Origin of the sequence: Flavobacterium subsaxonicum WB 4.1-42 = DSM 21790 (genome assembly GCF_000422725.1) — a bacterium.
Taxonomy (GTDB): domain Bacteria; phylum Bacteroidota; class Bacteroidia; order Flavobacteriales; family Flavobacteriaceae; genus Flavobacterium; species Flavobacterium subsaxonicum.
The window spans coordinates 41288-60661 of record NZ_KE383911.1 but is presented as its reverse complement, the minus strand read 5'-3'; the positions used below and the strand labels follow the sequence as shown (position 1 = coordinate 60661).

The window sequence follows — 19374 nt, the reverse complement described above, 5'->3', positions numbered from 1 at the left end:
GTGTAAATTACTTTATAAGTTTTTTGATCTTTTTGTCGCCTATCCAAACTTTATCATTGGTTTGTATGTGCGTAAGCTCAAGGTCTATCTGGTAGTAAACGCTTTTTTCTTTTTTGTTAGAATCAACAATAGAGTTAATGGTACCCTGAAGCATAAAATCGGCACCGTTTTCTAAACCGAATTTTTTCATGGTAGATTGCGATGCGTTGTTTTGCTGATCGGCCCTTTCTGCCCTTATCTCCTCGCGCATGTTACCCGCCTGAACCAGTTTCATCCTTCCTGAATTGATGATAGCTTTCTCTATATCTTTAGAAAACGTTTCGGTGGCAATTTGCTCGTGCGATTTATTGGTAATAAGCCCAACAATTATAACCGGTTTTTTACCGCCATTTTCTGAAGCATAGGTGCTGTACCAGGCGTGGTCCATAAGTTCGGCAGTAATTTCTTCGGCAGTAAGCCTTGAGTCGGTCTCGTTCCAGCGTCCGCTAAGGTCGGTTACCGTGTTTTCGCTAACGCGTTCTACTTTTGTGGCGCAGTTTACAAGGGTAAATCCAAGAGCTATAGCCAAAACAAATTTTAAGGTATTTGTTCTCATTGTTTTATGGTTATTTGATTAATGATTCAAAGGTAATTAAAATAATTTGTGATAATATGCTCACAAATACAAAGAGTGTGCCAATAAGAAAAATCTGTTAAAAACAAAAATACCCGGCGGGAGGCTACCGGGCATTTTTTTCAATTTAAAAACTAACTAACATAATATAAATATCTAAACCTAAGATAATTAAAAGTCGTATTTCTTTTCCATGCTGTAGCGCAGCAACTCGCTCTTGCCTTGCAGGTTAAGCTTTTTGAGTATGTTTTTCCTGTGCGTGTCTACTGTGGTTTTGCCAATAAAAAGATGGTCGGCAATTTCCTGAGATGTTTTACCTTCGCCCACAAGCTTTACAATTTCCTGCTCGCGCCTGCTTAGGGGCACATCGCTTTCGTTATTGTTATGCTCTTTCTTTTTAAGCGAATCATCAAAATACTTCTTGCCATTCATTACACCCCTTATGGCTTCTACAACGGTTTTAAGCGATGAATTCTTCATTATGTAGCCCGATGCTCCGGCTTCCATCATCTGCACCGCAGCCTCATCCTGTTCGAACATACTAAAGGCAAGTACCTTGCAGTAGGGAAATTCTTTTTTGAGCAACCGTGTAGCGGTAATGCCATCCATTTTAGGCATACGGATATCGGTAAGTACCACATCGGGCTGTTTGGCGCGCACAATTTCAAGCAGCCTTTCGCCATCGTTAGCCTCGCCTACAACGGTAATATCACTCTCATATTCCAGAAATATTTTAATACCATCTATAAGCGATTGATGGTCTTCTGCAATTACAACTTTTATCATACCGGTAAATCTATTAAAATGGTTGTTCCGCGGCTTGGAGTAGCATCAATAGTAAAAGTGCCACCCAATTGTTTGGTTTTCTTTTTGATGGATGTAAGCCCCATACCATCGGCATCAATTATTGCCTCGGGTTTAAAGCCTACACCATTATCTTCAATAATAATATTAATATTATCGTCGTGGTGCGTTAGGTGTATCGTGGCTTCTGTAGCTTGGGAATGCTTTATAATGTTGGTAGCCAGCTCCTGAATTATCCTAAAGATAGCAATTTCCTGGGTATTATCCAGCCTGTCTGTAAATCCAAAAGGTATTACTTCTATTTTAAGCTTTCCGGGTATCGATATTTTCTCGGCCAGCTTAACAATGGCGGGTATAAGGCCCTGACTGGCAAAAACCCCGGCATTTTTAGCATGTGCCAGCCTGCGGACTTTTTGGTACGCCTCCTGTATAAGCTCATCGGTACGGTCGTAAAGCTTGTTCTCGTGTTCCTTAAGGTCGTTTTTTCTAAGTTTCAGGTTTTCGAAATTAAGTTTGAGCGTTGCCAGCATACTGCCAAGGTTATCATGCAGGTCGTTAGCAAGGCGTTGGCGTTCTTTTTCCTGGCCTTCCAGCATCATATCTATACTATTAAGCTCGTAATCTTTTAAAACCTTATCCAGTTTTTGCTGTTCTATAAGTTTCTCCTGCGCAGCTATTTTTTCGCGCTTACGCGAATTTTTAACAATAAGAAAGGCAATAATTAATGCCACAATAAAAAGCGCTATAAAGGCATACATTACTATTTTCTGAATTTTATTATCGTTTTTTAAAACCGTGTTTTCAAGTTCTTTCTCGGCGGTTTGGTATTTGGTTTGTATCTCGTTTATAGAGATGTTTTGATTGGTAATATTTAAGCTGTCAGAAAATTGCTTATTTAATAAAGCATACTTGTACGCATTATTATAATCGTTTATTTCGCCATAATTTAGAGCTAAAGTTCCGTATATAAAGGGCTTAGTTACCTGCGAATTAAAGTTTAAAGAATCTGCCTGTAACAATAGTTTTATAGCTTCTTTATAATGCCCCTTGTGTGTGTAAGCCGATGCGCGGTTGGTGTAATTGTAATAATAATCCTGGGGCTGGCCTTTTATCTTTATATAACTTAAATCTTTATCTAAGTAATACAATGCAGAATCTGGCATTTTAAGGGCCTCGTTAAAAAGCACAGCCAGATTATTATTTATGGCAGATTCCATTGCCGGCTTACCAATTTTTTTTACAAGTAGTTGTGCCTTTTTATAATAATCAAGGCTTTGGTTGTATTTTTCTTCATCAAGGTACAGCATTCCTAAATGAGTATATGTTTTTGCCTTTAAAATAAGATTATTAGACTTATCGGCATACCTAAGCGACTCGTTTGCGTATTTAAAACAATCTATAGAATTATTTTGCTGAGCAGACAGTAAATAACTTATTTCAAGGTTCATTTCCATAGCCCTGTCTATACTATCTATAGCCAGATAGGCTTTTTTAGAACGTATAAAATAATCAAAAGCGCTGTCCTGTATGTTAGTCAGATCATCGCATTTGGCTCTTAAGTATAGATACAAGGCATTATCTGCTGTCGATAATGATTTTGTATCTATTTTCTTTAAAATATCGCACGCGCTATTTTTACCCGCTTTTATCTCTTTGCGAAGACGTATTAAATTGTCAGAATATTGAGAAAATGCATTATTAGTAAAAAATACTATGCATACAATAAGTTTTAAATAACGCGGCATTATTTTATATAAAATTCTTTATAAGGCTAATAAATTTATAGCTTGTGGCTATGTATGGATTTACCATTCAGGCTGTAACCATGGGTTTTAACTGGCCCAGTTTATATTTTTTAGGCTGGTATAATATAGTTGCAGCAGCAGCGGTTGCCGTTGTAATAGGAGCTTCGAGCGTAGCAGCCTGTGTTGCACTACCTTTGTTTACATTGGCATTTACAGTGGTTGCAGCACTAAAATTTATAGGTGTTGGCGCTACACAAAATGCTTTGCTTTTGGCATAAGGAATGTCATACTGGGTATCGTGCATTATAATTACATTAATATCCTCTAACGTATCAAGAGGTACACATCTAGAGTCAACATTAACTATGTCTATGTTGCTAAGGCTAAAGTTTACAGGTATACCCGGCTGGCTTGTCATACCACTAAGGTCTACATTAGGTCCGTTTTTAACCTTCATAAAAATAAGGATGGTGTTGGGATACTCTGCGCAAGAAAAATTATAAATTTTTGAAGTGTAAAATAGATAGGTACCTTCTGTAAGAAGCGGTAAATAAACATTGTAGGTTGCGGCAAGGGTGCTTTTATTATAAGTGCCTGTGCCTGTGTAAACTTCATGTTCCATAATTATTGATTGTTATTGGTTAACATTGCAAATTTGAGCAACTTAAATTAAAAAAAAATCCCCATCAATGGGGATTTTTTACTATAATAGTTTTAAGAAAATTTTAAGAAGGGTCTTTGGTTAAAAACTTAACCACAAACAGTGCTGCTATAAAACTTAAAAAAGCAATTAAAATCCAATAACTGCCCTTGTAATATTTTTTGTGCAGTGCAAGGTCTTTACGATAAACATATATCATGGCTATTACAAATACTACAATAAAACTGCCTGCAAAATATAATTGACCCGAGGTAAACATGTTGAAATCTTTTTTGCAAAGCTACAATATTGCAGGCGTATTTTTGGTTATTTTTAACCCATAAATTTATAAAAAACATGAAAAACCAACTGGATGCCGTTAAAGAATTTCATAGTTCTTTTGGGCTTGGGATAAGCGAGATACCTAAAGCAAACCTGGGCGAAGCCGTAAATCTGCTGCGCTATAACCTTATGAAGGAAGAAAATGAGGAGTATCTTGAGGCTGTGCAAAATAACGACCTGGTTGAAATTGCCGATGCCCTTGGAGACATGCTTTATATACTGTGCGGAACTATTATAGAACACGGCCTGCAATATAAAATAGAAGAAGTTTTTAGCGAGATACAACGCAGCAACATGAGCAAGCTGGGCGCCAACGGCCTGCCGGTGTACCGCGAAGACGGCAAGGTGATGAAAGGCCCTAACTATTTTAAACCCGATTTTACAGAGATACTTAAATAGTTTTCAGTCGCAGTCGCAGTTTTCAGTTTTGTGTATAAGCAAAGTCCCGGTTTTGGTAATCAGTATAAACTGAAAACTAAAACCAGGACTTTATATTAATAGTAGCTGTCTGTAAACTGCGACTGCGACTATAAACTATATTATATCTTTACCGTCCACCCAAAGGTGTCTTCGGCAAGTTTATGCTGTATGTTAGTAAGCTTATCTTTAATTTCTAAGGCAATAGGGTTCTCCTGTTTAGGCAGTTCGTAATAATTATCCTGGTAGGCAAAACCAATAATAGGGTTAATTACTGCGGCAGTACCTGCGCCAAAAATTTCTTTAAGAGAGCCATCTTTGGCAGCTTCAAGTAATTCGGCAACCAGTACAGATCGTACTTCCAGTTTAATATTATCGCGCTTGGCAAGTTCTAAAATACTTTTACGGGTAACGCCATCCAGTATCCTCTCGCTTGTTGGAGCGGTGTAAAGGGTATCGTTAATTTTAAAGAAAACGTTCATAGTACCTGCTTCCTCCAGCTTTGTATGGGTAGCATCATCGGTCCATATAACCTGCTGGTAGCCCTGCTCGTTAGCCAGGCGGGTAGGATAAAACTGAGCCGAATAGTTACCGGCAGCTTTAGCAGCACCAATACCACCGTTTGCAGCGCGGCTGTAATGCTCTGCAATAAGCACTTTAACTTCGCCCTGGTAGTACGATTTTGCAGGCGACATAATAATCATAAAACGGTATTGTGCAGATGGCGATGCAATAACGCCATGTCCGGTAGCTATCATAAATGGGCGAAGGTATAACGAGTTGCCCTTACCTTTTTTAACCCAATCTTTATCAATGTTAATTAACTGTTTAAGGCCTTCCATAAAAACAGGTTCCGGAACCTCTGGCATTGCCAGCCTTGTAGCCGACTTATTAAAGCGGATAAAATTTTGGTCGGGCCTAAAAAGCCAAATTTCGTCCTGCTCGTCTTTATAGGCTTTCATGCCTTCAAAAATGGCCTGGCCGTAATGAAACACTCTCGACGACGGATCCATAGGTATTGGAGCATACGGCTCAATAACCGGTGTACCCCATTGCCCATCTTTGTAGTCGCAATACATCATGTGGTCTGTAAAAATGCTTCCAAAAGGCAGGTTTTCAAAATCTACAGAATCAATTTTAGATGTTGCGGCTTTTTTTATCTCAAAGGTATCAGTTGGATTGTGGCTCATTAATTATTTGGGTATTAAAAGTTAGTCGTGTTATTGCAAATTTAATAAAAAATCATGTTATTGGGCTTTTTATGTTCAAAATCTGGAAATTAAAAAAGTAATTTACTGAAATAAAGTGGTATAAAAACCAAACTTGCTTTGTTGTATTTAAAGATTCTGCATAAATTTGTCACATTAAATTTAATTTTCGTTACAAAATGAAAAAATCGTTTATAATAGCCGCCGCATTGCTAAGCCTTGCTGCCTGCCAGAAAAAAGAGACTACAGTTAAAACTGAAGATACCGTTATAGAAGGCCAGACGGATACCGTTAGCGTAGACACTGATACTGTGGCTGCTGCAGAAGAACAAACTCCTGCCGAGAACGTTGCTGTGACGGAAACTGAGACCACAGCCAAACCTGAACCTGTTGTAGAGGTTAAAGCTGCTAAGGAGGTTAAGGTTGATTATGCTTCTTTTGGCGATAAAATATTGGCAGACAACGCCCTTAGTAAAGAGGCTATGCTTAAAAAGTATAACTCGCTTAAAGCGGGCGATACTGTAAACATAAAGTTTAAGACAAAAATTAAAGACGTTTGCAAAAAGAAAGGCTGCTGGATGGCGTTGCAACTACCAGGCGAAAAAGAATCGTTTGTAAAGTTTAAAGACTATGCCTTTTTTGTGCCGCTTAATGCAACCGGCCAGGATGCCGTGGTTAGCGGTAAGGCTTTTGTTAGCGAGGTTAGCGTTGCCCAGTTAAGGCACTACGCTAAAGATGGCGGCAAAACCGAAGCTGAAATTAGCAAAATTACCGAGCCCGAAATTACATATGGCTTTTTAGCCGATGGTGTACTTATTAGCAAATAATGATTAGACTTTTTACAATTGCCTGTGCGGCGATGCTCTTGCTAACGGCCTGCAACAAAAAAGTTGAGGCTGAACCTGAAGCTGGTATAAAAAAGGATTCGGCATCTTGTGCCAAGCCTCTTACAAAGGAGTTCCAGATGTACAAAATGAGCGAAATGGCAGCGCTTATGGAGCAAATGTACGTAGATAATTTGCGCTTAAAAGAGCGTATTACCAAGGACGATTCCATTGGCACGTTCCCGCAGCATATTTTAAAGATACATTCGAGCGCCATGACGGATGAATCAGAGAACGATGCATTTTTTAAGCTTCAGGCGGCAAAATTTATAAAAGCTCAGGAACTTATTTATAACGATCCAACCAATGCCAAGCAGCATTTTAACGACGCCGTTACTGCCTGCGTAAAATGCCATGAAGGCAAATGCGACGGCCCGATACCGCGCATTAAAAAATTGTATATAAAATAGCATTAGGTTGTAATCACTTCATAAACATCATAAATGAAAAAAATATTTTACTTTTTTACAGTTGTACTTTTTGTAAGCTGCCAGTTTAACGGTACTAATGTTAATGAAGAGTCTAAAAAAGGTGAAGCCGAGAAAGTGGCTGAAGTTCTTTATACAGATATTGCTAAACAGGATTTTAAAAAAGCTGAAATGCTTTTTGGCGATAAATTTTTTGAGGTTACTACAAGAGAAGATCTTCAAAAAATGTTTACAATGCTAAACGAAAAACTGGGTAACTATAAGTCGCGTAAATTGGCAAACTGGCAAACTACAAGTACTGTAGGTACCAATCCGGCAACTAATTATGTCTTAGTGTATACTGTTGAATACGATAAGTTTAGTGCCGAAGAAAAAATTATATTATCAAAAGTAGATGATGATATTAAAATACTTGGATATAATGTTAACTCGAAGGCATTTTTAAATTAATATAACTGTTGTAGTACTAATAACTTAAAGTATTTAGATTGAAAAGAGAAATTATTACTACCCAAGACGGATCTGTTACTATTTACCTGCCCGAAATGCAGGAAACCTACCATTCTAAATTTGGCGCCATACAAGAGGCGTATCATGTATTTATAAAAAACGGGCTGGAACTTATTAAAGACCGTCCCATTTCTATTTTAGAAATTGGTTTTGGTACCGGCCTCAACGCTTTTATTACCTTTTATGAAGCTGCTAAGAGCGGACAGCAAATTCATTACACCACGGTAGAGGCATACCCTGTTTTGGCCGAAGAAGCGGCACAGCTTAATTATGTGAGCCAGCTTAATGCTGATAAATATGCTGATATTTTCTTAAAAATGCACAGCAGCCCCTGGGAAGTTGATGTTAAACTTACCGATGGCTTTACGTTAAATAAACGCCAACAGCATTTTCAGGATATAAAAGATGTAAATAAGTACGATCTTATTTATTTTGATGCTTTTGGATACCCATCTCAGCCCGATTTATGGAGCGAAGCTATATTTAATGCTATGTATGCGGCCTTGAAACCCAGCGGTATATTAGTAACGTATGCATGCAGAACAGTTATTAAAAAAGCCATGCAGCAAGCGGGTTTCAGTACACAAAAACTTGCCGGGCCACCCGGTAAACGCGAAATGCTTCGAGCTTCAAAATTGTAATATTTTGTTAATTTATTGTTATATTCTGATTTTTAGGTAATAAAAAATATTTAATATAACGTTGTAGTTGTGTAAATTTGTTTACATTTACACATTCGTTCTTATCACCTAATAATCATAATCACTATATTAAAATGCCTACACCTATGTTTGGTTACACTAAAACAGTGTTGGAAAATGTGAGTTTCGACCCAACGCTTTTTTGCAAAGAGGTTGAAAAAGCACTTAAATTGCTCCTGCCTTACGAATTGGAGCAATTGGTAGACTGGCTTTACAAGTTTACTAAAAGTAAACCCGAATTGCAAGCCTGTTTGGCGTATGTAGAATAACAAAAAAGCCCTCTGTGAGGGCTTTTTTTGTAGGCATAACTTAGGTTTATTTTTTATGAAGCGGGCTTGTAATAGCTACATTGTTAAATGCTATGGCACCCCTTACAACGCCGGATATTGTGCTGCGCAGCGCCTCTATAATATGCAGCTTAAGCTCTTTTTTAGAGTAGATAAGGCTAACCTCTCTCGATGGTTTTGGTTCCTTAAAATGGCGCAGCTTATCGGCATGTTTGCCGGTCATATCAAGCGTGTGCAGGTAGGGCAGGAGGGTCATTCCCAAACCTTCATCGGCAAGCTTAACCATAGTTTCAAAGCTACCGCTTTCAATCTGGAAATGGCTGCTTGGCCCAAGCGATGTAGCTTTACAGATATTGAGTACGTTGTTTCTAAAACAATGCCCGTCCTGTAACAATAAAATGCTGCTCAGGTTAATTTCCAGGTCTTCTACATCAAACTCTTTTTTAAGGTATGCGGGGTTGTTCTCCGGCACGTAGGCAACAAAAGGCTCGTAATATAAAACAATCTCTTTAATTGTTTCTTCGTTAAGGGGGGTAGCAGCAATAGCGGCATCCAGCTGGCCATTTTTAAGCATTTTAATAATCTCCTCGGTAGTGCGCTCCTCTATAATAAGGTTAACCTTTGGGTATTTATTTATAAAATTAGCCATAAACATAGGCAGTAAAGTAGGCATAACGGTAGGTATAATTCCCACTTTAAAATCGCCGCCAATGTAGCCCTTTTGCTGGTCTACAATGTCTTTAATACGGCCGCTTTCGTTAACTATATTTTTGGCTTGTGTAACAATTTGTGCGCCAACATCGGTAAGCTGGATGGGTTTTTTACCGCGATCAAATATTTGTATATCAAGCTCTTCTTCAAGTTTTTGTATTTGCATGCTAAGCGTTGGCTGGGTAACAAAGCACTTTTCGGCAGCCAGGGTAAAGTTTTTATGTTCGGCAACGGCCAATACATAATGCAATTGGGTAATTGTCATATATAGATATTTATGATAAAATTATAAAAATGATTGATAATACCTATCGTTTTTCTAATTAAATTTACTTAAATTTATAGAGGTAAAAACTTACAATAACAAACCTATTTAATACCATGAAAACAAAAGAAGAAGCCTTTAATATACTGGGCCTGCCGGTTAAAGAAGCAGAAGTAATTGCAGCAGAACTAAACATACTTTTATCTAACTTTCAGGTGTACTACCAAAACCTGCGCGGCATACACTGGAACATTCGCGGCAAGCGTTTCTTTCAGTTGCATGTAAAATTTGAAGAACTGTATACCGATGCCCAGGATAAGATAGACCTTATTGCAGAAAGGGTGCTTACACTTGGTGCTACACCACTGCATACTTTTGAAGATTATGTGGCTAACAACAAACTTAAAGTAGGTAAAAATATATCTAAAGATACAGAAGCAGTACATCTTGTAATTGCATCTTTGGCCGACCTTTTAACCATAGAAAGGGTTATACTGGATGAGACTGCTAAAATTAACGATGAAGGTACCAACTCTATGATGAGCGACTTTATTAAAGAGCAGGAAAAAACCATGTGGATGATGAAGGCATGGAGCGAAGAAGAAATTTAATGTGCATTTAAATTGATGCAAATGTTTTTTTGCTACCTTCGTAGGTATGAAGGTTTGTGTCAAAATAGTCGTATTACTATTTTTCCTGTTTTTAGCAACTCCTACCATTGTGAGCCTGCTACAGGATGATGATGCAGACACGATTGTTGTATGCAGCATTACAGAAGAAGAAGTACACAAAGAAATTAAAGAGGTAAAAGCAGGCCCAAGCCTTGTTTTTGAGTTTGGCGTTTTACCTGCAATAAAAAAATCTACACTTATAAAATCTAAAAATCTCCTGAGGCATAATAATGTTTCAGGAGATATTTTTATACCCCCTCCGGAAGTAATATAATATATGATTAGCCCATAGTGGGTTAATTTAAATACGCCTGTATTTAAACAATATCTGTATTATATTTCTTTTGGTTATGACAAAAAAGACAAATTTTTTTGATAACCTCAGGTCTGATTTTCCATCGGGGCTTGTGGTGTTTTTGGTGGCATTGCCACTGTGTTTGGGTATTGCACTGGCTTCTGGTGCACCACCGCTTTCGGGCATTATTGCCGGTGTTATAGGCGGTATTGTAGTAGGCTCGTTAAGCAACTCCAACATAAGTGTAAGTGGCCCTGCGGCCGGCCTTACTGCTATAGTATTAGTAGCTATATCATCGTTCGGGTCGTTTGATGTGTTTTTACTCAGCGTGTTCCTGGCGGGTGTTATGCAGCTTATATTGGGCTTTATTAGGGCAGGTAGCATAAGCAATTACTTTCCGTCTAACGTTATAGAGGGCATGCTTGCCGGTATTGGGGTAATTATTATCCTGAACCAGATAGAGCACGCCGTTGGTTACGACAAAGATTATGAGGGAGACGAAACCCTGTTTCACCTTGATGGAGGCAACCCATTTTCTGATGTGCCCGAAATACTGGGCCGCATAGAGCCGGGAGCACTTGTAATTGCGCTAATATCGTTAGTTATACTTATTGCATGGGACAAAATTGGAGTGCTTAAAAGGCTTAAACTGGTACCGGGAGCATTGGTTGCTGTTATTGCCAGCATTGTTATAAACGAATTGTTTACGCAAACCGGCAGCCTGTTTGCACTAAGTGGCAACCATTTGGTTAAACTACCCGTACCGCAGTCTTTAGAAGAGCTAAAGGGCATTGTTGTAACTCCTAATTTTTCGGCAATAGCCAACCCTAAAGTATGGATAACCGCTGCTACCATAACGGTTGTTGCATCTATAGAAACACTGCTTTGCATAGAAGCATCGGACAGGATGGACGTGCAAAAGCGCTATACCAATACCAACCGCGAGCTTAAAGCGCAGGGTATTGGTAACATGCTGAGCTCGCTTATTGGCGGCCTGCCCATGACATCGGTTGTGGTACGCTCATCGGCCAACGCAAACGCGGGGGCTAAAACAAAAGCGTCGGCTATAATACATGGCGTATTATTGCTTATCTGTGTGCTGGCCATACCAACAGTGCTTAACAAAATTCCGTTGGCTACACTGGCCGCTGTATTGTTGGTGGTAGGATATAAACTTGCCAGCCCGGCCAAACTTATGCATTTTTGGCACAAGGGCAAATACCAGTTTATACCGTTTATTGCCACGCTCGTAGCCGTTGTTGCTACAGATTTGCTTAAGGGTGTTGCTTTGGGTATGGTTATAAGTGTTGTGTTTATACTTAGGGGTAACTTAAAAAGGGCTTACAATTTTAAGAAAGAAGAATATAAAGAAGGTGACGTTATACATATAGACCTTGCGCAAGAAGTATCATTCCTAAACAAGGCGGCCATTAAAGCTACCTTAAATGATATTCCGGAAGGGTCTGTTGTTATTATTGATGCTTCAGATACAGTTTATATTGCACATGATGTGCTTGATCTTATTCAGGAGTTTAGGGATATAAAAGCACCCGAACAGGATATTACAGTTACCCTTACCGGGTTTAAGGAAGAATATGAGCTTGCTAATACCAACAACAGCGGCAAACAAAATGTGTTTGTAGAACATCCGTCAAAAAAAGATTTACAGGAAGAGATAACTGAATAACAACTGATTTACTTCTGCTATAGCAGAAATTTATATAAAGTACAAGATTATGGAACACGGACACGACGATTTTTATAAAAAGATATTAGACAATAACAAAATATGGTCTGAGACCAAACTTGCCAACGACCCACAGTATTTTCAGAAACTGGTAGCCGGCCAGTCGCCACCCTTATTATGGATAGGCTGCAGCGATAGCCGTGTGCCTGCCAACGAGGTTATTGGTGCCATGCCGGGCGAAGTTTTTGTACACCGTAATATTGCCAATATGGTGGTGCACAGCGATATGAACATGCTTAGTGTGTTAGACTATGCTGTTAACGTACTTAAGGTACAACACGTTATAGTAAGCGGGCATTATGGTTGCGGTGGTGTTAAGGCCGCTATGGGTAACTCATCTATTGGAATTATAGATAACTGGATAAGGCATATTAAAGATGTGTACAGGCATAACCACGAATACCTTAACGCGATAGAAGATTTTAATGAGCGATTTGATGCTTTTGTAGAAATTAACGTTAAAGAGCAGGTGTACGATCTTGCCAAAACATCGATAGTACAAACGGCATGGAAACGGGGCCAGCAGCTTTGCATTCATGGATGGGTTTACGGACTTGGAGATGGTATTGTAAAAGACCTTGGCGTAAATTTTTGCGACAACAACGACCTTGGTGAAGTAGACCGATTAATATTTCAATAAACAAATCCCGCCCTGAGCGGGATTTTTGCTTTTACGGTATTAGCTGATTCATCAATCAACTATTAAAAGATGGCCTTTAGATTTACACAAGTCGATTTTGTATTTAGGAACATCATATCCTAACTCGGCAGCTTTGATGTAATCGGGGCAGGCATTTTCTTTTTGCTTGAGCTGAAAATAAACTTCGGCACGCCAAAAATACAATTTGCTCTCTGTAGGTGCCAGTTTTATGGCAACGGTAAAATTATCAATTGCATTTGTAAGATTTTTTGTGTCGTGGTCAAAATCAAACAAATCAAAATAAAGCCGTCCACGGGTAAGGTAGTACCAGCTTTCCTGCTTTATAGCAATGGCTTTATCCATATACCCAATGGCTGTTTTTTTGTTCTTAGCATTATCTATACTGCCATACGCGTTGCCCATATAGGCAAGTACTAAGGCATTGTCCGGATCGTACGAAAGGTAGGTGTCAAACACCTCAATAGCTTTTTTGTAATCTTCTATGTTGTATAAATATATTTCTCCCGATTTTAAAAGTGCCCGTGTTAGCGTTGCATCACTATCATAGGCCTCCAGTAAATCTTTTACCGCGCCCTTATAATCCTTAAGGTCTTTTTTTACAAGGCCCCTAAAAAATAACGCCTGATAGTTTTTACTATCAAGTTTTATGGTCTTATCATAATCTTTTAAAGCTTCGGGGTATTTTTCTAAAACGGTATAGCACATGGCCCTGTTAAAATAAACCGCGCTGTTTTTGTTGTTGTCTTTTTCAGCGAGGTCAAATTTCTTGATAGCCTCGATATACTGTTCCGTTTTTAGCAGCTCGATACCGGCATCATAATTAGACTGGCTAAACAACAGCGTAGTATATAAAAATAGAAACGTGAAAATAATTTTGTCCATAGTATTGCCTTAACGAGTTACTAAGGTAATAAATTTTTGATAGCAGCTAAGAGCCCACCAAGAAAGCTGTGGTAACAAAAAATCCCGCACAGGAGCGGGATTTGTTTGTATAGAATATTTTTCAGTTATTGTTTGATTACTTTTTCTGAGAAAACGCCGGCATCAGCAGTTTCTATCCTAACAAGGTAAGCACCTTTCTGTAAAGAAGAAAGTTCTACATTTATTACACCGGTAGTGTTGTTATAATTTTTATTTGCTACCATTCGTCCGCTAAGGTCGTAAACTACTATATTTTTTACCTGTTTGTCAGTTTGTACAGTAATAACATTTTCGAACGGATTAGGGTAAAGTGTTGCTTTACTCGCTTTAACATCATCAGTACTTAGTGGTCCGCTTGTTATGCGCGTCATACCAAAACCATGGCCATGTATGTAATTATTGTTGGCATCAAAATAATCTCTGTACACAGACCCGCCTATTAGTATATTACCGCTATCATCTTTAACCAGTACACTGGACAAGTCGTTAGAATTTAACTGGTGAGGAAAATCGTAATTATAAGATCCTGTAGTAAAAAAGCTTGTATCTGCAGCTCCGGTTGTAATCAATTTTCTGTCAAGGTTAAAATTACAATTACCCAGTTCAGGTGATCCAAACGGATTGCAATTTAATGTGCCGGTAACATACATGCCTTCATCTGTGACTAAAAAGTTGGTACCTGTTCTGTACGCATCAATATTAAAATCGGTTTGATTAGTAGACAGATTGTATTTAAGTATTTTAGCATTTGTATCTAAATTAGATGTACCCCTCCGATAACTAATGTATAGAGCATTATTATATAATTGCACCTGATTTACAGTAGAGCTTGCATTTGAATCCAACGGCTCTACTTTGTAGCCATCTGTGCCAAAAGACGTTACCAAAGCGCCATCCTGGCTTACTTCTAACATTAAAAGAGAATAAACACCGTTGCCAATGTTAGTATTGCCGGCAATAAAAAAATTATTGTTGTAAGCACTTATAAAGTATCCTGCACTGTAATTATCTACCGAAAAAGTTTTATATCCATTAGTATCAAAAGTGGTATCAACAGAACCATTATTGTTTACTTTAAAATATAGAACTTCGGCTGTGCCGGTTACATATTTTGTACCTACACAAAAAAGTTTATTATCGGTTACTACAAAATCTTCAAGAGTTTCGTTTCCAGAAAAATCAAATTTCGCCATGCCATTGGTTGCAAAAGTACTATCAAAATTACCTGTTTCGTTTATTTTGCATATAAAAGCATCTCTGGTGTTCGCTGCGATATTTGTAGCTGTGCCATAAACGTAGAAATAATTGTCAATAAATTTAAAACCTTCAATTGTAAAAGTTTCTGTAGATGAAGTTAAAGTTATAAAACCATTTGTGCCAAAGTTTGTGTCTATAGCTCCGTCATAATTTACTTTTCCTAACTTGTTTTCGCTGGTAAAATAATAATTGTTGTTTACAACTCCCCCTGAATCAGGGTAAAAAGAAACACCATCATAAAAAGCCATTGCATTGTTTCCAAAAGTAGTGTCCGGTACGTAGTTTTGTGCAAATAGGCCGGTGCTGGCTAAAAGCCCTAAAAAAAGAGTAATTTTTTTCATGGTGTGAGATACTTTAGTGATGATTGATTTTTAGTCTAAATTAAAAATTTTACCGACAATCGTATTATAATTTAAGAAAAAAAGAAAAAATTGTTTTAGCAACAAATTACAAATTAATGAGCTACGGTTATTCTCCATCCCTTTCCAGGTTCTCATTAAGAACACTTGGCAGCAATTGCGGAATAAATTTTATAAGCAGCGGTAAAAGCAGACTGCCGCCGGGCAACAGGAAAATAGTAAGAGATGGTATGGTCTTGCAAATTTCCAGCAGTTGTTTTTTAATTTTTTTCTTTTCCTTATCGTTAAGGTTGCGGTGGGTAGAGTGGGTAAGCAGCACCATAAGCTCGCCATTATTGGATAGCTCTTTAACGAGGCGGTTTTTATTACGGTTAATAAGCAGCATAACACTTTGTGCAGCATGGTCGTAAAAATGCTTAACCGGGTTACTGTATTTAAAGTACGGAATGTGCTTTTTATTGATCTTTAAAAAAACATCAAAAGATGCCATGCTTTCGGCAGCGGCATCATCGGTAAGGCCCAGCCTTTCAGACAGGCGGTATAAAAAGCCTATTTCGCTTTGCTGTGCGCGGCCATCACTCCAGATAGCCATTGCGGCCATATCCAACAGATAATTTTTTTCCGATTTCGACTCAAAGTAATCAAAACCGGCTTTATCCATATCATCTGCATTAATAGCCGATAGCTTGGTATATCGCACAGACGATTCAAATAACTTTATTAGTAAATCGTCATAATCGCTCTTGTCTTCTTTACTTTGCAGCGCAATAGTAACAATACCCATTACGGTTTCTTCCAGCTTACGGAGGTACTTTTCCGGCTTTTCTGCGTTAAGCAGGTACTGCCTAAACGCCAGTACATCCATAAACAAAAGCGCATTGGTAAGTATGTGGCTAAAGTTGCGGCTAATAATATTGCTGTTTATTTTAATGCGCTCATCTAATATATTCTCCAGTTCGTGACTGGGGGTAACGGTTGGCAGCATTTTTTTAAGCAGCTCGAAACCCCCGGGCTGCATGGCCTTGTAAAAGGCACCGGCTTTTTCTATAAACAGGGTAGTGTCTTCATTCTGATCAATAAGGCGGTATACATCATACAACGTGTTAAGCAGTGCCGCTTTGGTAACCTCTTCGGTGGTCCAGCCTTTGGTTTCTTTCTTGTCTAAATTATTAAAAGATACCACGTGGCCATATATAAACCCGGTGTCCCGTATTGCCCTGTAAAAGGCATGGGAATTTTGATACACGGGCAGCCTGTTTTTTAGTTGCCCGAAAAACTTATCAATCCAACCGCTGGCAGATGGGTTTATCATTTGGTTTATATACTATGGTGCAAAGCTATGCATTTTTAAGGGCATAGAACAGGAGTTGGGTAAATCCTATATTCAATTTCCTGTTAATTTTGGTTTTGGCAGCTATAATGCATTTGTATTAACAAATACGTTTATTTAATGTGCTAAAGCAAATTATTCATTCTGCGTAAATACTATAACATTTAGTATTTTGCTAACACTTATTGTGATAGTGCTAACAACATGGCCTTTTTATAAGCAGTAATTTAGCTTTAAACAAATAACAAAATATAACCAATTATGAAAAAGTCCAATTTATTTAGCAAAGCACTTCTTGGAGCAGCTGTAGTAACAATGTCTTTTGGTATGGGATCTTGTAAAAACGAACCTAAAGCCGAAGACCCAAAAGAAGTAGCAGAAGATGCTAACGAAGCCAATCTTGATACCGAAGCTACAGATAGCTTAGAAGATGATTCTCAATATCTTGTTGACGCTGCCGAAGTTGATATGAAAGAAATTGAGTTAGGTAAACTTGCCCAGACAAAAAGTACTAACCCAGATGTTAAGGCTTTAGGTAAAATGATGGTAGATGAACACACTAAAGCATCTGAAGCTACAAAAGCACTTGCTGCTAAAAAAGGTATTACATTACCTGCATCGTTAACAGAAAAAGGCCAGGACAAATATGGCGACCTTAACGATAAAACAGGTTATGACTTTGATAAAGCGTATACCGATGCTATGGTAGACGGTCATGAAAAAACTATCGATAAGATAGAAAAAGCATCTGAAAAAGCTAAAGATCCGGATATCAGGATGTGGGCTGCTAATATGCTGCCAGAACTTAACAAGCATTTAGAGCACTCTAAAATGGCTAAAGAAAAAGTAGACGCGGTTAAATAATCGCATAAAATATCGCTATGAGAAATTTATTATATATAGTTGCCATAATACTGATAGTATTTTGGGCTCTTGGAAGCTTTGCTTACCACGTAGGCAGTGCATTAATCCATTTGTTGCTTGTTATTGCAGTAATCATGATTTTGTTGAATTTACTTCGACGCAACAATAGGCCCCTGGACTAACAGATTTAATATTGCAGCTATTAGAGCGCCGTTTTGGTTATACCATAACGGCGCTTTTTTGTATGTTTATTGTGATGATAATGTATCATAGATAGGTAAATAATTGACGCACAAACTTATAATCTAAGATATGCACTCCAACATAAATAAATACGCCCGAGCTTTTACGTAAGCAGGGGTTGCAAATCTGTCTACTGATAAGACACAAAAAAAACCAGGACTTAGAAATCCTGGTTTTTTATGTTGTGTAGTATTCGATTACTCCGAATCTCCAAAATGGGTGTTGCCACGCACTTTTTTGTTATCAGGATGGTCTGCCGGATAGCGGTTTTTCTCAGTATCCGAATTAAAATCCCGGTTCTCTGTAGTTTCCATGTCTTCAGCATCGCTGCTTGTGCCACGGCTTTTATTTACAACTTCGCCATCTTCCTCACTTTCACCGGAAAGGCTGTTAACTGCAGGGGCTTTTTTCTCGTCAATATCGCGGGCACGCTGCACGGTTGCTACACTGCCGTCTTTCCTCTTTTCCAGCTCGGCATCAAGCTTATCTTTGCTTGGGTCGTAGTTTTTTGGCAGGTTTTCGCCGCTAAAACCTTCGTTCTTATCGCTGGTTTTCTCGGCATTGTTTATTTTTTTGTCACCTAAGTCTTTAGGGTCGTCGGTTCCTGGTGCCATAATAGTTTATTTTTAGGTTGATGTAGTTACTTATAGTTTACTATAAAATTGTAATGCGAATTAACAATATCGTTTACCGTAGTTTCTAAAGATGTGTCCAGCTCCAGGTAACCTTCCTTAAGCTTACCGGCCGATGTAAAGTAATTCGGAATATTATATTCCAGTTCTACATCGCTGTCGGTAAAAATTTTGTTTACCGTAAAAGTTACAGAGTAGCTGTTTTGGCTAAACACAATCTTCATGCTATAGTTTATCTTGTGCTCAAAAGCCTCGCCGCGGTCGCGGTAGTAAAACGCATTCTTTTTAAATGCCGATATAGTTATCGTATTATTGGTAACATCGGTAGCATCAAAGCCACGGTTATTGCGCTGGCCGTATTTATTATACTCTGCCGCCCAGGCTTTGGTAATCTCTACCAGTTTTTCGTTAGGAATACTGGGAATGGTTACTTGAACAGGAGCAAAGCCGTTTGGCTCTAACTCCATGCGCGGTGGCTGGGCCAATGCTGCCACACCCACTAAAACACATACAAAAGTGTACAGTTTTAGCATGGTTATGCTTTTTTAAGGGCTTTTTCAAACTCCTCCTGAATGCGGCCGTTAGATACAAGAAACGGCTTTTTGTCTATGGTAATGTTAATATCATCGCCCTGAATGGTGTACGAACCTTCAAAACTGCCCACAGGGGTGCTGCCTTCAAATTTGCCTTGTTGGTCGTTACCGTCAAGTTTACCTTTAGTGCCTACGGTGCTTCTTATTTTATCAAGTAATTCGGCCTTATCGCCCGGATAACTTACTTTAAACTTATTGCTCATAATTATTTGTTTTTACTGTTATATGTAAATATAATAATTGGCT

At 38.4% G+C, this 19374-nt stretch carries 25 protein-coding genes; 12 read left to right on the top strand and 13 right to left on the bottom strand.

Going from position 1 to position 19374, the window contains the following annotated elements; all coding sequences use genetic code 11:
* Positions 1–7 precede the first annotated feature (7 nt).
* The 5 genes from G509_RS0118645 to G509_RS0118625 all read right to left on the bottom strand — a co-directional run bounded on the left by G509_RS0118645 (position 8) and on the right by G509_RS0118625 (position 4082).
* Complete coding sequence (locus G509_RS0118645) at positions 8–595, bottom strand: penicillin-binding protein activator LpoB (RefSeq protein WP_026992930.1); 588 nt, start codon at positions 593–595, stop codon at positions 8–10.
* A 189-nt stretch (positions 596–784) separates the two neighbouring features.
* Positions 785–1399 carry a response regulator transcription factor gene (locus G509_RS0118640; RefSeq protein ID WP_026992929.1) on the bottom strand — a complete coding sequence of 205 codons (615 nt, stop codon included), beginning with the start codon at positions 1397–1399 and terminating at the stop codon, positions 785–787.
* The gene (locus tag G509_RS0118635) at positions 1396–3162 is read right to left on the bottom strand and encodes a tetratricopeptide repeat-containing sensor histidine kinase (protein ID WP_026992928.1); all 1767 of its coding nucleotides are present in this window, start codon (positions 3160–3162) and stop codon (positions 1396–1398) included. The genes G509_RS0118640 and G509_RS0118635 overlap by 4 nt, the downstream gene beginning before the upstream one ends.
* Before the next feature lie 67 nt (positions 3163–3229).
* Positions 3230–3784, bottom strand: coding sequence for a hypothetical protein (locus tag G509_RS0118630; protein ID WP_026992927.1), 555 nt, complete (start codon positions 3782–3784; stop codon positions 3230–3232).
* Positions 3785–3887: 103 nt separating this feature from the next.
* Entirely contained in the window at positions 3888–4082 is a 195-nt protein-coding gene (locus G509_RS0118625) for a hypothetical protein (protein WP_026992926.1), read from the bottom strand.
* Between the two features lie 77 nt (positions 4083–4159).
* On the opposite strand from G509_RS0118625, the gene G509_RS0118620 reads away from it, so the two are divergent.
* Positions 4160–4543: a pyrophosphohydrolase domain-containing protein gene (locus G509_RS0118620; RefSeq protein WP_026992925.1), complete on the top strand. Its 384-nt coding sequence runs from the start codon at positions 4160–4162 to the stop codon at positions 4541–4543.
* 140 nt (positions 4544–4683) lie between these two features.
* On the opposite strand, the gene G509_RS0118615 is transcribed toward G509_RS0118620, so the two are convergent.
* Positions 4684–5751: a branched-chain amino acid aminotransferase gene (locus G509_RS0118615; protein WP_026992924.1), complete on the bottom strand. Its 1068-nt coding sequence runs from the start codon at positions 5749–5751 to the stop codon at positions 4684–4686.
* Between the two features lie 197 nt (positions 5752–5948).
* Between G509_RS0118615 and G509_RS0118610 the strand changes: the two genes are divergently transcribed.
* The 5 genes from G509_RS0118610 (at position 5949) to G509_RS0118590 (ending at position 8561) form a co-directional block, all read left to right on the top strand.
* Positions 5949–6596 carry a DUF4920 domain-containing protein gene (locus G509_RS0118610; protein ID WP_081663348.1) on the top strand — a complete coding sequence of 216 codons (648 nt, stop codon included), beginning with the start codon at positions 5949–5951 and terminating at the stop codon, positions 6594–6596.
* Positions 6596–7063, top strand: a complete 468-nt coding sequence (locus tag G509_RS0118605; RefSeq protein ID WP_026992922.1) for a hypothetical protein — start codon at positions 6596–6598, stop codon at positions 7061–7063. Before G509_RS0118610 ends, G509_RS0118605 begins: the two co-directional genes overlap by 1 nt.
* Positions 7064–7096: 33 nt before the next feature.
* Positions 7097–7531, top strand: a complete 435-nt coding sequence (locus tag G509_RS0118600) for a hypothetical protein (protein ID WP_026992921.1) — start codon at positions 7097–7099, stop codon at positions 7529–7531.
* Positions 7532–7569: 38 nt separating this feature from the next.
* Positions 7570–8232 (top strand): tRNA (5-methylaminomethyl-2-thiouridine)(34)-methyltransferase MnmC2, encoded by a 663-nt coding sequence (gene mnmC2, locus G509_RS0118595; RefSeq protein WP_026992920.1) that lies wholly within the window; start codon positions 7570–7572, stop codon positions 8230–8232.
* Positions 8233–8366: 134 nt separating this feature from the next.
* Positions 8367–8561, top strand: coding sequence for a hypothetical protein (locus G509_RS0118590; RefSeq protein ID WP_026992919.1), 195 nt, complete (start codon positions 8367–8369; stop codon positions 8559–8561).
* A 46-nt stretch (positions 8562–8607) separates the two neighbouring features.
* Here G509_RS0118590 and G509_RS0118585 read toward each other — a convergent pair whose 3' ends face one another.
* Entirely contained in the window at positions 8608–9555 is a 948-nt protein-coding gene (locus G509_RS0118585; RefSeq protein ID WP_026992918.1) for a LysR substrate-binding domain-containing protein, read from the bottom strand.
* A 116-nt stretch (positions 9556–9671) separates the two neighbouring features.
* Here G509_RS0118585 and G509_RS0118580 point away from each other — a divergent pair, with 116 nt between their 5' ends.
* From G509_RS0118580 to can, 4 genes are all read left to right on the top strand, one after another.
* Positions 9672–10166: a Dps family protein gene (locus tag G509_RS0118580; protein WP_026992917.1), complete on the top strand. Its 495-nt coding sequence runs from the start codon at positions 9672–9674 to the stop codon at positions 10164–10166.
* A gap of 46 nt (positions 10167–10212) precedes the next feature.
* Positions 10213–10500: a hypothetical protein gene (locus tag G509_RS0118575; protein WP_026992916.1), complete on the top strand. Its 288-nt coding sequence runs from the start codon at positions 10213–10215 to the stop codon at positions 10498–10500.
* Between the two features lie 76 nt (positions 10501–10576).
* Positions 10577–12208, top strand: a complete 1632-nt coding sequence (locus G509_RS0118570) for a SulP family inorganic anion transporter (RefSeq protein WP_026992915.1) — start codon at positions 10577–10579, stop codon at positions 12206–12208.
* A gap of 49 nt (positions 12209–12257) precedes the next feature.
* A complete protein-coding gene (can, locus tag G509_RS0118565; protein ID WP_035739342.1) occupies positions 12258–12908 on the top strand; it encodes a carbonate dehydratase in 651 nt (216 codons plus the stop codon).
* Between the two features lie 51 nt (positions 12909–12959).
* On the opposite strand, the gene G509_RS0118560 is transcribed toward can, so the two are convergent.
* From G509_RS0118560 to G509_RS0118550, 3 genes are all read right to left on the bottom strand, one after another.
* The gene (locus G509_RS0118560; RefSeq protein ID WP_026992913.1) at positions 12960–13811 is read right to left on the bottom strand and encodes a tetratricopeptide repeat protein; all 852 of its coding nucleotides are present in this window, start codon (positions 13809–13811) and stop codon (positions 12960–12962) included.
* A gap of 125 nt (positions 13812–13936) precedes the next feature.
* Entirely contained in the window at positions 13937–15448 is a 1512-nt protein-coding gene (locus G509_RS0118555) for a T9SS type A sorting domain-containing protein (protein WP_026992912.1), read from the bottom strand.
* 127 nt (positions 15449–15575) lie between these two features.
* Positions 15576–16778: an LETM1-related biofilm-associated protein gene (locus tag G509_RS0118550; protein WP_026992911.1), complete on the bottom strand. Its 1203-nt coding sequence runs from the start codon at positions 16776–16778 to the stop codon at positions 15576–15578.
* Between the two features lie 279 nt (positions 16779–17057).
* Between G509_RS0118550 and G509_RS0118545 the strand changes: the two genes are divergently transcribed.
* Complete coding sequence (locus G509_RS0118545) at positions 17058–17660, top strand: DUF4142 domain-containing protein (RefSeq protein ID WP_026992910.1); 603 nt, start codon at positions 17058–17060, stop codon at positions 17658–17660.
* 17 nt (positions 17661–17677) lie between these two features.
* A complete protein-coding gene (locus G509_RS23470; RefSeq protein ID WP_117590888.1) occupies positions 17678–17842 on the top strand; it encodes a lmo0937 family membrane protein in 165 nt (54 codons plus the stop codon).
* Positions 17843–18100: 258 nt separating this feature from the next.
* On the opposite strand, the gene G509_RS22505 is transcribed toward G509_RS23470, so the two are convergent.
* From G509_RS22505 to G509_RS0118530, 3 genes are read right to left on the bottom strand one after another with little or no spacing between them, the layout of a single operon-like run.
* Positions 18101–18517 (bottom strand): hypothetical protein, encoded by a 417-nt coding sequence (locus tag G509_RS22505; protein ID WP_051200371.1) that lies wholly within the window; start codon positions 18515–18517, stop codon positions 18101–18103.
* A 26-nt stretch (positions 18518–18543) separates the two neighbouring features.
* Positions 18544–19068, bottom strand: a complete 525-nt coding sequence (locus tag G509_RS0118535; protein WP_026992909.1) for a hypothetical protein — start codon at positions 19066–19068, stop codon at positions 18544–18546.
* Between the two features lie 2 nt (positions 19069–19070).
* The gene (locus G509_RS0118530; protein ID WP_026992908.1) at positions 19071–19331 is read right to left on the bottom strand and encodes a hypothetical protein; all 261 of its coding nucleotides are present in this window, start codon (positions 19329–19331) and stop codon (positions 19071–19073) included.
* Positions 19332–19374 lie beyond the last annotated feature (43 nt).